The organism is Massilia sp. 05N420, from assembly GCF_056397205.1.
In genome coordinates this window covers 41,973-56,113 of sequence record NZ_JBFTMX010000026.1, presented here as the reverse complement: position 1 = coordinate 56,113, position 14,141 = coordinate 41,973, and the positions used below count along the sequence as shown (strand labels likewise).

The 14,141-nt window shown below is 65.2% G+C and carries 10 protein-coding genes; 1 reads left to right on the top strand and 9 read right to left on the bottom strand.

What is annotated here, in order from left to right:
- Positions 1-9: 9 nt before the first annotated feature.
- Both AC1DIX_RS17620 and AC1DIX_RS17615 read right to left on the bottom strand, forming a co-directional pair.
- Positions 10-1,725, bottom strand: coding sequence for a RecQ family ATP-dependent DNA helicase (locus AC1DIX_RS17620; RefSeq protein WP_477326103.1), 1,716 nt, complete (start codon positions 1,723-1,725; stop codon positions 10-12).
- A 445-nt stretch (positions 1,726-2,170) separates the two neighbouring features.
- The gene (locus tag AC1DIX_RS17615; RefSeq protein WP_477326101.1) at positions 2,171-2,503 is read right to left on the bottom strand and encodes a DUF805 domain-containing protein; all 333 of its coding nucleotides are present in this window, start codon (positions 2,501-2,503) and stop codon (positions 2,171-2,173) included.
- Between AC1DIX_RS17615 and AC1DIX_RS17610 the strand changes: the two genes are divergently transcribed.
- Entirely contained in the window at positions 2,502-2,762 is a 261-nt protein-coding gene (locus tag AC1DIX_RS17610) for a hypothetical protein (RefSeq protein ID WP_477326099.1), read from the top strand. The two genes, AC1DIX_RS17615 and AC1DIX_RS17610, sit on opposite strands and share 2 nt — an antisense overlap.
- A gap of 33 nt (positions 2,763-2,795) precedes the next feature.
- On the opposite strand, the gene ahpF is transcribed toward AC1DIX_RS17610, so the two are convergent.
- From ahpF to AC1DIX_RS17575, 7 genes are all read right to left on the bottom strand, one after another.
- Entirely contained in the window at positions 2,796-4,379 is a 1,584-nt protein-coding gene (gene ahpF, locus AC1DIX_RS17605) for an alkyl hydroperoxide reductase subunit F (protein WP_477326097.1), read from the bottom strand.
- A gap of 278 nt (positions 4,380-4,657) precedes the next feature.
- Positions 4,658-5,221, bottom strand: a complete 564-nt coding sequence (gene ahpC / locus AC1DIX_RS17600; protein WP_477326095.1) for an alkyl hydroperoxide reductase subunit C — start codon at positions 5,219-5,221, stop codon at positions 4,658-4,660.
- 143 nt (positions 5,222-5,364) lie between these two features.
- Positions 5,365-6,579: a hybrid sensor histidine kinase/response regulator gene (locus AC1DIX_RS17595; protein ID WP_477326093.1), complete on the bottom strand. Its 1,215-nt coding sequence runs from the start codon at positions 6,577-6,579 to the stop codon at positions 5,365-5,367.
- On the bottom strand, positions 6,576-7,184 hold the full coding sequence (locus tag AC1DIX_RS17590; RefSeq protein WP_442123523.1) for a chemotaxis protein CheB: 609 nt from the start codon (positions 7,182-7,184) through the stop codon (positions 6,576-6,578). The genes AC1DIX_RS17595 and AC1DIX_RS17590 overlap by 4 nt, the downstream gene beginning before the upstream one ends.
- The gene (locus AC1DIX_RS17585) at positions 7,184-8,023 is read right to left on the bottom strand and encodes a CheR family methyltransferase (RefSeq protein WP_477326091.1); all 840 of its coding nucleotides are present in this window, start codon (positions 8,021-8,023) and stop codon (positions 7,184-7,186) included. The genes AC1DIX_RS17590 and AC1DIX_RS17585 overlap by 1 nt, the downstream gene beginning before the upstream one ends.
- On the bottom strand, positions 7,996-11,469 hold the full coding sequence (locus tag AC1DIX_RS17580) for a response regulator (RefSeq protein ID WP_477326089.1): 3,474 nt from the start codon (positions 11,467-11,469) through the stop codon (positions 7,996-7,998). The genes AC1DIX_RS17585 and AC1DIX_RS17580 overlap by 28 nt, the downstream gene beginning before the upstream one ends.
- A 123-nt stretch (positions 11,470-11,592) precedes the next feature.
- Positions 11,593-14,127, bottom strand: a complete 2,535-nt coding sequence (locus AC1DIX_RS17575) for an excinuclease ABC subunit UvrA (protein ID WP_477326087.1) — start codon at positions 14,125-14,127, stop codon at positions 11,593-11,595.
- Positions 14,128-14,141 lie beyond the last annotated feature (14 nt).

Genomic DNA, 14,141 nt, shown 5'->3' with positions numbered 1-14,141 from the left:
TTTCTGCGGCTAGTGTATGTGTTCGACGAAATCCTTCACGAAAGACCGCTGTTCGCCGTCCGGGAATTCGATCGTCACCTGCTCCCCGACCGCGGCCAGCACCACACCCTCCCCGTACTTCGGCACCTTCACGCGGAGGCCTGCTTCGAAGATGGACGAGGGATCGGGCTCCGGTTCCGGCTCGCGGTCGAATTCGTCGTCGCGGATTTCGATCTCTTCCGTGAGCACGGCCGCCGGCGGGTTCAGGCAGTTGTCGCAGCGGCAGCACTTCTCGAAGCCTTCCACCTCGTCGCCGAAGTAATCCAGCAGCAGCTTCCAGCGGCAGAAGCCGCTGACGGCATAGCCGACCATCTGCTCCAGCGCCTCCTTGTCGCGCTCCTGCTTCTGGCGGTAGACCTCGGCCATGGCGGCGAACAGGCTGTCCTTCGGCGCCTGGGCGGTCACGTTGTAGGCCAGCTTGCGCGACTGGCGCAGCAGTTTCGCATCCTTCAGCAGCTTGAGGCAGACCTTCAGGTGCGGCCCGGCCAGCTCGCCGGCGACGTCGTCGACGCGCTCCGGGGTCGCGGTCTCGTTGTCCGCCAGTTCGCGCACGGCTTCGTAGACGGCGCGGATCTCGTCGGCCGTCGGGTAGTGCTTCACCAGGAAGAACTGCTGCACCCGCTTGTCGTCCTGCAGGAACAGCAGCGTGCATTCGGCATCCTTGCCGTCCCGCCCGGCGCGTCCGGATTCCTGGTAATAGGCTTCCAGGTTGGCGGGAATCTGCAGGTGGATGACGAAGCGCGTGTCCGGCTTGTCGATGCCCATGCCGAAGGCGTTGGTAGCCACCATCACGCGCCGTTCGTCGTCCATGAACAGGTCCTGGTTGGCCTTGCGCTCGGCGGACGGTAATTTGCCGTGGTAGATGGTGGCGGACTCGCCCTGCTCCTGCAGCAAGTGGTACATCTCTTCGGCCATCTTCACGGTGGCGGCATAGACGATGCCCTTGCCTTCGGTCTCGCGGACCAGGCGCAAGGCGGCCGAGAGCTTCTCGTCCGGATTCGTCACCTGCAGCACGCGATAGTGCAGGTTCGGGCGGTAGATGCCGGTATTGATGACCTTCATGCGCGGGCGGCCGAGCTGGCGGCCGATATCCTCGACCACGTCCTCGGTGGCGGTGGCGGTCAGGGCCAGCACCGGCGGCTGGTCCAGGGCGTCGATCGCGCCGGCCATCTCGAGGTAAGCCGGACGGAAGTCGTGACCCCATTGCGAGATGCAGTGGGCTTCGTCGATCACCACCAGGGCGATCTTCACGTGCTTCAGCACCTCGACGAACTCCGTCATCACCAGGCGTTCGGGCGTGCAGAACACGATCTCGCAGCGGTTCTCGCGGATCGCGGCCAGCGCCGCGCGCTCCTCTTCCGCGGACAGGCTGCTGTTGACCTGCACCGCGCGGATGCCCATCTCGTCCAGCTTTTCGAGCTGGTCCTTCATCAGGGAGATAAGCGGGGAGACGACGATGGTCATCCCTTCGAGGATGCGGGCGGGGATCTGGTAGCACAGCGATTTTCCGCTGCCGGTAGGCATGATCGCCAGCGTGTCCTTGCCGTCGAGGACGCTGTCGATCACGCGTTGCTGGCCGTCGCGCAGCTGTTCGATACGGAAGACGGTATTCAGGAGCCGGCGGATGGTGTTGCGGCGCACCGCAAGCAGGCCTTTGTGCAGGAGTTTGGGTTCGTGTCGGGTCATGATGACCCAACTTTAAAATGGGCCGAACTGGGCCGGTATAGGACGCAACCTACAGTTACCGTAGGAGGCGCACCAGAGCTTTCGACACGAGCTCAGACAGAGCGACAAGGTGTTTTCCTACAACTCGGCGGATTGCCCGCCGATAGTTGCTAGACAGCAGCCGACCTATGATGGAGGCATATTCTCCCCAAACCGGCATACCCCTGGAGGTTCATCATGATCCGCATCTTCCCCGCCACCTGGACCGCGCTCCACGTCGGACTGATCAGCATCGCCACCTGGCTGGTGGTGGAAACCGATGCCCTGAACGGCATGGCCCCCATGTTCTTCCACTGAGCGATGCTGCAGACCCCGCAGTCTTGCCGCATCTGCAGTTCCCAGGCGACGCTACCCTGAGTCCTCACGGGTCGGCGCGCTCTCCCACGTCCCTGCTCCTCCAGCCTGTTCAGGCATACGCCTTCGCCGAATCGTAACGATTCGGACGCGACTCCTGCACCCAGAACACGATCAGCACGATCCAGCCAATCAGCGGCACGACGGCCAGCAGCTGCCACCAGCCACTGCGGTCGGTGTCATGCAGGCGCCTGGCGCCAACCGCGAGTGAAGGCAGCAAGGTCAGGAGATTGAATGCCATTTGCAGCTTCTCGCTGAACACCCCGCATACGCAGGAACCCAGGAACAGGAACAGCGCGAACCACCAGTATTCGGAGCGTGCCGCCGTTCCTTCGAAGGTGGCGTATTTGCTGAAGCAGGTCTGGATCGATTCGAGAAAGGTCATGGCATCTCCGGTTGGCGGCCAGGACAGCCACCATGGCCGCCGGCGCTGTCTATCCTACATGGAATTTCCGCCCAGAAATCTCGCGAACTCTCACGAAACGTCCAATGTCAAAGGCTGTGTGCGCGTTGAATGGATCGCGAGCATCGCGCACCCCAGCGCGTGCATCGCTCTGATCGACATGGACGGCACCGAACTGGCGCGCCGCCTGCGGGCCCTGCCGGAAGCCACGCACGCGATCCCGGACCGCGTGCGTGCCTGATACCGCTGCCGATACTGCCTTGCGCGGCGCTGCTTACGCGGCTTCGACTGCCACCGGCATGCGGATCAGGTAGTCGAAAGCCGACAGTGCGCACTTGGCACCGTCGCCGGCCGCGATCACGATCTGCTTGAACGGCGTGGTGGTGGCGTCGCCACCGGCAAACACACCCGGGATATTTGTGCGGCCGTGGGCGTCGACCACGATCTCGCCGAAGCGCGACAGCTCCACGCTGCCCTTCAGCCATTCGGTATTCGGCACCAGGCCGATCTGCACGAACACGCCTTCCAGCTCCACGTGCTTGTCTTCGCCCGACACGCGGTCCTTGAAGCTGATGCCGCCCACCTTCTTGCCGTCCCCTAGGATCTCCGTGGTCTGGGCATTCACGTGGACGGTCACGTTCGGCAGGCTGTTCAGCTTGTTGACCAGCACCGCGTCCGCTTTCAACTGGTTCGCGAACTCGATCAGGGTCACGTGCTGGACGATGCCGGCCAGGTCGATCGCCGCTTCCACACCCGAGTTGCCGCCGCCGATCACAGCCACGCGCTTGCCTTTGTACAGCGGGCCGTCGCAGTGCGGGCAATAGTTCACGCCGGCGTTCTTGTACTCCTGCTCGCCCGGCACGTTGACGTTCCTCCAGCGCGCACCGGTCGACAGGATCACGGTGCTCGACTTCAGCGAACCGCCGTTGGCGAAGCGGACTTCGACCAATTCACCAGGGGCCGACGGCGGGATCAGCTGCGCGGCTTCCTGCTGGGTCATGATGTCGACGCCGTAATGACGGACCTGGGCTTCCAGCGCGCTTGAAAACTTCGGACCGTCGGTTTCCAGCACCGAGATGTAGTTCTCGATCGACATCGTGTCGTTCACCTGGCCGCCCATGCGGCCGGTGGCGATGCCGGTGCGGATGCCTTTGCGGGCCGCGTACACGGCCGCTGCCGAGCCGGCCGGGCCGCCGCCGACGATCAGCACGTCGTACGGCTCCTTGGCGTTCAGCTTGGCGGCGTCGCGTTCGCCGGCGCCCTTGTCCAGCTTGGCCACGATCTCTTCGATCATCATGCGGCCGGAACCGAACATCCCGCCGTTCAGGAACACCATCGGCACCGCCATCACCTGGCGCGCCTCGATTTCCTTCTGGAAGGCGCCGCCCTCGATGACGGTGGTCTTGATGCGCGGGTTCAGGATCGCCATCAGGGACAGGGCCTGCACCACGTCCGGGCAGTTATGGCAGCTCAGCGACATGTAAACGTCGAATTCGTAGTCGCCGTCGAGCGCCTTGATGGTGTCGATGACGTCCTGCTCGACCTTCGGCGGATGGCCGCCGGTCCACAGCAGGGCCAGCACCAGCGAGGTGAACTCGTGGCCCAGCGGCAGGCCGGCGAAGCGCAGGCTCGTGTCACTGCCGGTGCGCTGCAGGCTGAAGGACGGCTTGCGGGCGTCGTTGCCATCGAGGCGCAGGGTGATCTTGTCGGCGCGCAGGCCCTGGATGGTCTGCAGCAGGTCGAGCATCTGCTTCGAGGTCTCGCTGTCGTCGAGCGAAGCGACCAGTTCGAAGGGTTGCTGCACGCGTTGCAGGTAGGCGCCGAGCTGGGTTTTCAGGTCATTGTCGAGAACGCTCATGGTCATTTCCTTTTCTTCAGTCGTGTTCAGGCCGATGGCGGACACATATGAATTCACATGCGGGCGCATCCGGTAATCTAAATAGTGAATCTGGACCGGCAGATCGACTAGTTGGATCGCCTGTCAGTGCTGCGTGGCAGGTCCATCGTCATGGACTGCCTCTGAGGAGGGGTCGGCGCCGGCCGCCCCTCGCGGACGGCGCCTGGTACTGCTTGTACTTCTTGTACCGTAGGGTGGGCGCGGCCGGCGTAGGCACGCCGTGCCCACGCGCATTCGGCTTAGATCTTGCCGACCAGGTCCAGCGACGGCTTCAGGGTTTCGGCGCCTTCGGTCCACTTGGCCGGGCAGACTTCGCCCGGGTGCGCGGCGACGTACTGGGCAGCCTTGACCTTGCGCATCAGTTCCGATGCGTCGCGGCCGATGCCGTTGTCGTGCACTTCCATGACCTTGATCTGGCCTTCCGGATTGATGACGAAGGTGCCGCGCAGGGCCATGCCTTCTTCTTCGATCATGACTTCGAAGTTACGCGACAGGGTGCCGGTCGGGTCGCCGATCAGCGGGTAGTTCACTTTCTTGATGGCTTCCGAGGTGTCGTGCCATGCCTTGTGGGCAAAGTGGCTGTCGGTCGACACGCCGTAGACTTTGACGCCCATCTTCGCGAATTCCGGCTGGAAAGCAGCCAGGTCTTCCAGTTCGGTCGGGCAGACGAAGGTGAAGTCAGCCGGGTAGAACATCAGGACCGACCAGGTGCCCTTGAAATCGGCTTCGGTCAGGTCGATGAACTTGCCGTCGTGGAAAGCGGTTGCCTTGAACGGTTTGATTTCGGTGTTGATGATGGACATGAAAACTCCTCTTTCGGGGTTAAAAAAAACGTTAGGTACGCACTATACCGCGCACGCCGGTGAATGTGAAATTAATTGAACGGATTTCATCAATTGATTTTAGCTATCACGGCGCGTGGGCACGGGGTGCCACGTCAAGGGATTCAGGCGGAAGCCACCGCCGRCATCGCCGCCTCGGTACAAGGCAACAGCAAACTGAAGGTCGCCCCCTGCCCCGGCGTACTCTGCACCGTCAGTTCGCCGCCATGCGACGCAGCCAGCTGGCGCGAGATGTAGAGGCCCAGGCCGAGGCCCTTCGGTTCGCCGCTCCTGGCGCCGCGCTCGTAGGGTTCGAAGATGCGGTCGAGGTAGTCGGGGGCGATGCCCTTGCCGTGGTCGCGCACGTCGATGCGCACATTGCAGCCGACTTCCTGAACGTCGACCTCGACCGTGCCGCCGCCGCCGTAACGCAGGGCATTGGTCAGCAGGTTGACGATCACCTGTTCGATGCGGAACTCGTCCCACCAGCCTTCCACGGGTGCGTGCACGGACAGTTGCAGAGTCGTGTTCGCCGCGGTCGCCTGCAGGGACAGGTCGTTGACGACCCGCTCCAGCAAGCCCATCAGTTCGACCTTGCCCGGCCTGATCGACAGCGTGCCGCTCTTCATGCGCGAGACGTCCAGCATGTCGTCGATCAGGCGGATCATGGCCTTGATCTGGCGTTCGTCGCGCTTGATCATGTTCGCCATCTGCTCGGGGTCGAAGGCCGGCATATTGCCGCGCTTGAGCTGCAGGCTGCGCATCTGGGTTTCCAGGAACAGAGTGTTGAGCGGGGTCCGCAGCTCGTGCGCCACCAGCGACATGAAGTCGTCGCGCATGCGCAGCGAGCGCTGCAGCTCTTCCTGGGTCTTGTTCAGCTCGCGCAGCAGGGTTTCCTGTTCGCCCCGGCTGCGTTCCAGCGCCTCCATCTGGCGGCGCATCTCGCGGCGCTGCTGGTCGAGCGTGACGAAGACGTTGACCTTGCTGCGCACCGCGTCCGGGTCGAGCGGCTTGTAGAGGAAGTCGACGGCGCCCTGCTCGTAGCCCTTGAAGGCATAGTTCAGCTCGCGTCCGGCGGCCGAGACGAACACGATCGGGATGTTGCGGGTGCGTTCGGTGCCGCGCATCAGCTCGGCCAGCTCGAAGCCGTCCATGCCCGGCATCTGCACGTCGAGGATGGCGAGCGCGAATTCGTGCTCGAGCATCAAGGTCAGCGCTTCCTCGCCGGAGCTTGCCTGGAACACCTGGCGCTTGTCGTCGCGGATCAGGGCGTCCAGGGCACGCAGGTTTTCCGGCAGATCGTCGACGATCAGCAATTTGCTTGGGTCTTGTGCGCTCATGGCAATTCAGTCTCCAACATGGGCAGCAACGCCCCGATGCGGGCCAGGGGCAGGATCAGGTGCGGGGAAAAACGGTCGATGGCGCTTTGCGGCATCGTGGCCACCTGGGCGTCATCGGGGTCTTGCACGACGGTCAGGCCGCCGCTGGCATGGATGGCGGCCATGCCGGCGGCGCCGTCCTGGTTGGCGCCGGTGAGCAGGATGCCCACCAGGCCGGGGCCGTAGGCGTCGGCGCTCGATTCCATCAGCACGTCGATGGCCGGGCGAGCAAAATGCACGGGCGGCTCGCAGCTCAGCGAGAAAGTGAAATCCCGCTCCACCGACAGATGGTAGCCCGCACCGGCAAAGTAGACGGTGCCGGGCTCGATCGCCTGCTTGTCGGCGGCTTCCCTGACCGGCAGCGGCAGGCGTTCGCCGAACAGCTCGGGCAGCCGGCTCTCGCGGTCGGCCGGCAGGTGCAGGATGCACACCACCGGCAGGCGGTAGCCGGCCGGCAGCGTGGGCAGCAGCGTGCCGAGCGCCTCGACCCCGCCGGCCGAGGCGCCGATCACCACCGCTTCGATGCGGCGGCCGGCGAGCGCGGCGTGCAGGTCGGCGGTGTCCATCACGGCCCCACCTTGCGGAATACCCGCTCGCGCCTGGCCAGCGGTTCGAAGCGCTGGGCGTAGCTGGAGAAGTCGATGCTTTCCTTGCTGCCAAGGCCGAGGAAACCGCGGTGCACCAGCGATTCGTGGAACAGGCCCAGCACCCGGTTCTGCAGGCGGCGGTTAAAGTAGATCATCACGTTGCGGCAGCTGATGAAATGGGTCTCGGCGAACACGCTGTCGGTGGCCAGGCTGTGGTCGGCGAAGGTGACGTTCTCCACCAGCGAACGCTCGAACAGCGCGCCGCCATAGGCCGCCGTGTAATAGTCCGAGAAGGCGCGGGTGCCGCCCGCCTTCTGGTAATTCTCGGTGTACAGGCGCATGCGCTCGAGCGGCATCACGCCGCGCCGCGCCGCTTCCAGCGATTCCGGATTGATGTCGGTCGCGTAGATCAGGCTGCGCTCCAGCAGTCCCTCTTCCTTCAGCAGGATGGCCAGCGAATACACCTCTTCGCCGGTACTGCAGCCGGCCACCCAGATCTTCAGCGAGGGATAGGTCTCCAGGTGCGGCACGACCTGCTGGCGCAGCGCCAGGTAGTACTCGGGATCGCGGAACATTTCCGTGACCGGAATGGTCAGGAATTGCAGCAGCTGGGCAAAGGCGGCCGGCTCGTGCATCACCCTGGCCTGCAGCGCGGACACGGTGTCGCAGTCCATGGCGCGCATGGCGGCCTGCACGCGGCGCTTCTGCGAAGCGCCGGTATAGTCGCGGAAGTCGTAGTTGTACTTGAGATAGACAGCTTCGACCAGCATCCGCAGTTCGATGTCGATACTCAAATCCGCTCCAGGGTAGGCATCCATACCCGCAGCAGCGAGTACAGCCGGGTCAGGTCGATCGGCTTGGCGAGGTAGTCGTTGGCGCCCGCGGCCAGGCATTGTTCCTGGTCATCCTTCATCGCCTTGGCCGTGATCGCGATGATCGGCAGGCGCGTGAAACGCGCGTCCTGGCGGATCCTGCGCGTCGCTTCCAGACCGTCCATGCCGGGCATCATGACATCCATCAGCACCAGGTCGATCGCGTCCACTTCATTCAGCTTAGCAATGGCTTCGAAGCCATTGCGGCCCACCTCCACATGCGCGCCGCGCTGCTCCAGCGCGCTGGTCAATGCGAACACGTTGCGCACGTCGTCGTCCACCAGCAGGATGGTACGGCCTTCGAACACCCGGTCGCGCCCGCGCACGTTCTTGAGCATGGTCTGGCGTTCGGACGACAGCTGCGACTCCACCTTGTGCAGGAACAGCGTCACCTCGTCGAGCAGGCGTTCCGGCGAACGTGCACCCTTGATGATAATCGAGCGCGAGTATTTCAGCAGCTCCGCTTCCTCCTCGCGGGTCAGGTTGCGTCCGGTGTACACGATGACCGGCGGGAAGGAACACAGCTCTTCCAGCGACATGCGTTGCAGCAACTCGTTGCCCTGCATGTCGGGCAACTTCAGGTCGATGATCATGCAGTCGAAAATCTGCGTGCGCAACAGGGTCAGCGCTTCCTCGCCCGAGCCGACAGCCGCGATCTCGACGTCGTTATCGGAGATCAGCCGGACCACGCTGTCGCGCTGGCGCTCGTCGTCCTCGACCAGCAGCACCCGCTTGACCTTTTGCGAGGACTTGTCCTTCAGCTTGCGGAACACCTCCTCCAGCTGCTCGCGAGTGGTCGGCTTCAGGGCGTAGCCGATCGCTCCCAGGTGCAGGGCTTCGCCGCCGTTTTCCATACTCGACACCACGTGCACCGGGATGTGGCGGGTGGCCGGATTGTCCTTCAGTTGCTGCAGCACCGACAGGCCGGAACGGTCCGGCAGGCGCATGTCGAGCAGGATGGCGTCCGGGTTCTCGCCGGCCGCCAGTTCCAGGCCCTCCTGCGCGCTCAGCGCGACCAGGCAGCGGAAGTCCATGTCGTGGGCCAGGCCGTAGAGGATGCGCGCGAATTCCGGCTCATCCTCGATCACCAGCGCGGTGCGGCGGCCCGACGGCGCTTCGGCGCGGTCGTCGTCGAAGCGCGGACCGGCCGGGACGGCGGGTTCGGCTTCGGCCACGGCCGGCACCGGCACCGGCGCCTGTGCGCGCACCGGCTTGGCCGCATGCACCAGCTGGGGCGCCGGCGGGGTCGCGGCGACGGCGCCGTTGCGCGGCAGGCTCAGGGTGAAGGTGCTGCCCTCGCCCGTCGTGCTGGCGACCGTGAGCGTGCCGCCCAGCAGGCTGGTGAGGTCGCGCGAGATCGACAGGCCCAGGCCGGTGCCGCCGTACTTGCGCGCGGTCGAGCCGTCGGCCTGGTGGAAGGCGTCGAAGATCTTGTCCTGCTGTTCGGGCGCGATGCCGATACCGGAATCCTGCACTTCGAACTGCACCCAGCCCTCGGCATTCGCGCTGACCGTCAGGCTGACGCGGCCGGCATCGGTGAACTTGACCGCGTTCGACAGCAGGTTCTTCAGGATCTGCTCCAGGCGCTGGCGGTCGGTGTGGATGGCCACCGGCACGCCCGGCTCGACGGTGAGCGAGAACTCCAGGTTCTTCTGGTGGGACAGCGGCTCGAAGGTGCGCGCCAGGCCCTCGATCACGCGGCGCAGCGGCAGCTCTTCCGGCACCAGCTCCAGCTTGCCGGCCTCGACTTTGGAGAKGTCGAGGATKTCGTTGATCAGGTTCAGCAGGTCGTTGCCGGCCGAATAGATGGTCTGGGCAAAGCGCACCTGCTCCTCGTTCAGGTTGCCGCCGGCATTGTCCGCCAGAAGCTTGGCCAGGATCAGCGAACTGTTGAGCGGCGTCCTCAGTTCGTGCGACATATTCGCCAGGAACTCGGATTTATAGCGGCTGGCGCGCTCCAGCTCCAGGGCGCGATCGCGCAACTGTTCCTGGACCGTGGTCAGGGCTGCGTTCTTGAGGTCGAGGTTGGCGGCCTGCTCGGCCAGCTGCTCGTTGGTCTGCTCCAGCTCGGCCTGCTGGTTTTCCAGCGCCGTCTGCGATTCCTCGAGGGCGCGCGACTGCTCTTCCAGCTCCTCGTTGGCGGTGCGCAGCTCTTCCTGCTGCACCTGCAGTTCCTCGTTCATGGCCTGCTGCTCTTCCAGCGCCACCTGCAGGCGATGGCGGTAGACGACGGAGGCGACCGAGGCGCCGACGGCCGGGCCGATCAGCTCCATGAACTCGGTATCGCGCTCGCGCACCGCGTGCAGGAAGCCGATCTCGATCACGCCCTTGATCTTGCCGTGGTTCGAGATCGGCGCGATCAGCAGTTCGCGCGGCGCGGTTTCGCCCAGTCCCGAACCCACCTTGATATAGTCGGGCGGCAGCTCGCGCAGGGTCAGGATGCGGTTCTCGTTGGCGGCCTGGGCGGCCAGCGAATCCCTGGACCCGATTACCTTGGCATGGCCGTCCTGGTGGGCGAAACCGTAGGTCCCGATGCGGGTCAGGGTGCCGTCGTCGCTGCGCGCGTACATCGCGGCCACTACGCCGCCGAGGTAGGGAGTCACGAAATTCAGCACGGCGGTGGCCAGCGGCTCCAGCTCATGCATGTTTGCGGTCTTGCCGGCGAGTTCGGTCTGGCCGCCACGCAGCCAGTCCTGGTGGCGCAGCTGGGCATTGTGCTCGGCCTCGTGCGACAGGATCTCGCCATAGGAGTTTGACAGGCTCATCAACTCACGGCGGCCGAACAGGGCCAGCAGGCCGGCCACCGACAGGCTGAACAGCAGGAAGGCGCCGACCGACCAGCCGATCACGCTGCGCGAAGAGGTATTTCTCTCCTGCAGCAGACGCTCCTCGTTGGCGATGAAGGCGCCGAACTGGGTGCGCACCTCGTCGGTCAGCAGCTTGCCGCGGCCGCTCTTGACCAGCGCGATCACGTCGTCGTTCTTGGTGCGGCGGGCAATCACTTCTTCGGCATACCGCTGCCACTCCTGCTGCGCGGCGCGGATGCGCCGGACCCGATCGAGCTGATTGGGATTGTCCTCCACCATGCCGGCCAGCGAAGTGAGTTCGGCGTCGATCCTCGGCTTGGCCTGCAGATAGGGCGCCATGAAGTCGTCGTCGCCGGACAACAGGTAGCCGCGCATGCCGGATTCCATGTCGGCCGACATGCGGCTGACCTCGTTGGCCTTGCCGATCACGCGCTCGGAATGCTCGACCCAGGTGAGCACATTGATGAGGTAAGCGATGATGCCGACGAAGACCAGTGCGCTCAACACCCCCATGCCCAGCGGCATGGCGACATTGCGCGACAGGATGCGGCGGAACTGGCTGCTATCGATACTCGATCCGGTCATGCTTATATGTGTACTCTTAGGAAAAAAATATCCTAAGTGTAACGCAATTGCAAAATTCCGCGTGTTCTGTTGACTGGCTCTTCTTGCATTGCCGAGCAGAAATTAGCAGAAGATCCCGGGCTTTTATCGTAAATATTCAGCCAGATACGGTGCAGTTCGGCTGCGCCTGCTGGCCGCGATCCGCGCCGGCGGACCGGATGCCACCACCGTGCCGCCGGCCTCGCCCGCGCCCGGACCGATGTCGATCACCCAGTCGCAGGCGGCCGCCACCCGCATGGTGTGCTCGACCATGATGACGGTATTGCCGGCGTCGACCAGGCGGTTCAGCTGCGCCACCAGGCGGTCGGTGTCGAGCGGGTGCAGGCCGGTGGTCGGCTCGTCCAGCACGTACAGGGCGCCGCCGCGGGTGGCGCGCTGCAGTTCCGTCGCCAGCTTGATCCGCTGGGCTTCGCCGCCGGACAGCTCGGTGGCGCTCTGCCCCAGGCGCAGGTAGCCGAGGCCCACTTCGCGCAACACCTGCAGCGGCCGCGCCACCGCTTCCTGGTCTTCGAAGAAGGCGTGGGCCTCGTCCACCGTCATGTGCAGCACATCGGCGATGTTCTTTTCCTTGTAAGTGATCTTCAGGGTGTCGGCGTTGTAGCGCGCGCCCTCGCAGGTCGGGCATGGCGCGTACACGCTGGGCAGGAACAGCAGCTCGACCATCACGAAGCCCTCGCCCGCGCAATGTTCGCAGCGGCCCTTGGCGACGTTGAAGGAAAAGCGGCCGGCATCGTAGCGGCGCTTTTTTGCCGCCGGCGTCGCCGCGAACAGCTTGCGCACCTGGTCGAACAGGCCGGTATAGGTGGCCAGGTTCGAGCGCGGCGTGCGGCCGATCGGCTTCTGGTCGACCCGCACCAGGCGTTTTATCCCCTCCATGCCGGCGGCGATGCGGCCTTCCGTTGCGATCCGCGGCTCCTGTTCCAGGCCGGGCTCCTGCTCCGCCTCCTCGTCCGGCGCGCCCTGGCCCAGCGCCGCGGTCACCAGGTCGACCAGCACCTGGCTCACCAGGCTCGACTTGCCGGAGCCGGAGACGCCGGTCACGCAGCTCATCACGCCCAGCGGGAACTCGACCTTCAGCTCGTGCAGGTTGTTGCGGGTGACGCCTTCCAGCTTCAGCCAGCCGCTGGGCTCGCGCAAAGTGCGCGGCTCGGGCCGCACTTCGTCGAACAGGTAGCGCCGCGTATGCGAGCCATCGACTTTCTTGAGCCCATCGGGCGGCCCGCTATACAGAATCTGGCCGCCGCCCTCGCCCGCCTGCGGGCCGACGTCGACGATCCAGTCGGCGCGCCGGATCACGTCCAGCGCGTGCTCGACCACGAACAGCGAATTCCCGGCCGCCTTCAGCTGGGCCAGCGCCGCCAGCAAGGCCTCGGTATCGGCCGGATGCAGGCCGGCCGAGGGCTCGTCCAGCACATACACCACGCCGAACAGGCTGGAACGCACCTGGGTCGCCAGCCGCAGGCGCTGCAGCTCGCCGGGAGACAGGGTCGGCGTGCTGCGCTCCAGCGCCAGGTAGCCGAGCCCCAGGTCGAGCAGCACGCCGAGCCGCGCGCACAGGTCGGCGGCGATGCGCCTGGTGACGATCAGCTGTTCCGGGTGTTTGGCGGCGGCGGTATCGGGCGGCACCTCGCCCCTGGCGAAGGGCTTCATCAGCTGCGCCAGCCGCTCCAGGGGCAGGCGCGACATTTCCGTGATGTCCAGGCCGGCGAAGGTGACGGACAGGGCTTCCCGGCGCAGGCGGCGGCCCCGGCACAGCGGACACTCGGTACTGACCATGTAGCGCGCGACGCGCTTCTTCATCGCCGCGCTTTCGGTGTTGGCGAAGGTCTGCAGCACGTAGCGGCGCGCGCCGCTGAAGGTGCCCTGGTAGCTGGGCGTTTCCTTGCGCTTCAGGGCCCGCTTCGTCTCTTCCGGCGTCAGGCCGGCATACACCGGGACGGTCGGGGTCTCGTCGGTGAACAGGATCCAGTCGCGGTCCTTCTTCGGCAGCTCGCGCCAGGGCGTGTCGACGTCGTAGCCCATGGTGACGAGGATGTCGCGCAGGTTCTGGCCATGCCAGGCCGGCGGCCAGGCGGCCACCGCCCGCTCGCGGATGGTGAGGCTATCGTCGGGCACCATCGACTGCTCGGTGGCTTCGTAGACGCGGCCCAGGCCCGAGCACTGCGGGCAGGCGCCTTCGGCGGTGTTGGGCGAGAAGGATTCCGCGTACAGCAGCGGCTGGCCGGGCGGATAGTCGCCGGCGCGCGAGTACAGCATGCGCAGGGAATTCGACAAGGTGCTGACGCTGCCGACCGAGGAGCGCGCGGTGGGCGTGCCGCGCTGCTGCTGCAGGGCCACGGCCGGCGGCAAGCCGTCGATCTCGTCGACTTCCGGCACCGGCATCTGGTGGAACAGCCGGCGCGCATAGGGCGACACCGATTCCAGGTAGCGCCGCTGCGCCTCCGCGTACAGCGTGCCGAAGGCCAGCGAGGACTTGCCGGAACCGGAGACGCCTGTGAACACGACCAGCGCATCGCGCGGCAGGTCCACGTTGACGTTCTTGAGATTGTGCTCGCGCGCGCCGCGCACGCGCACGAAACCGTGGTCGGCTCGGGCCAATGGGTTGTCGGATGCCTTCATGCGCCTATTGAAGC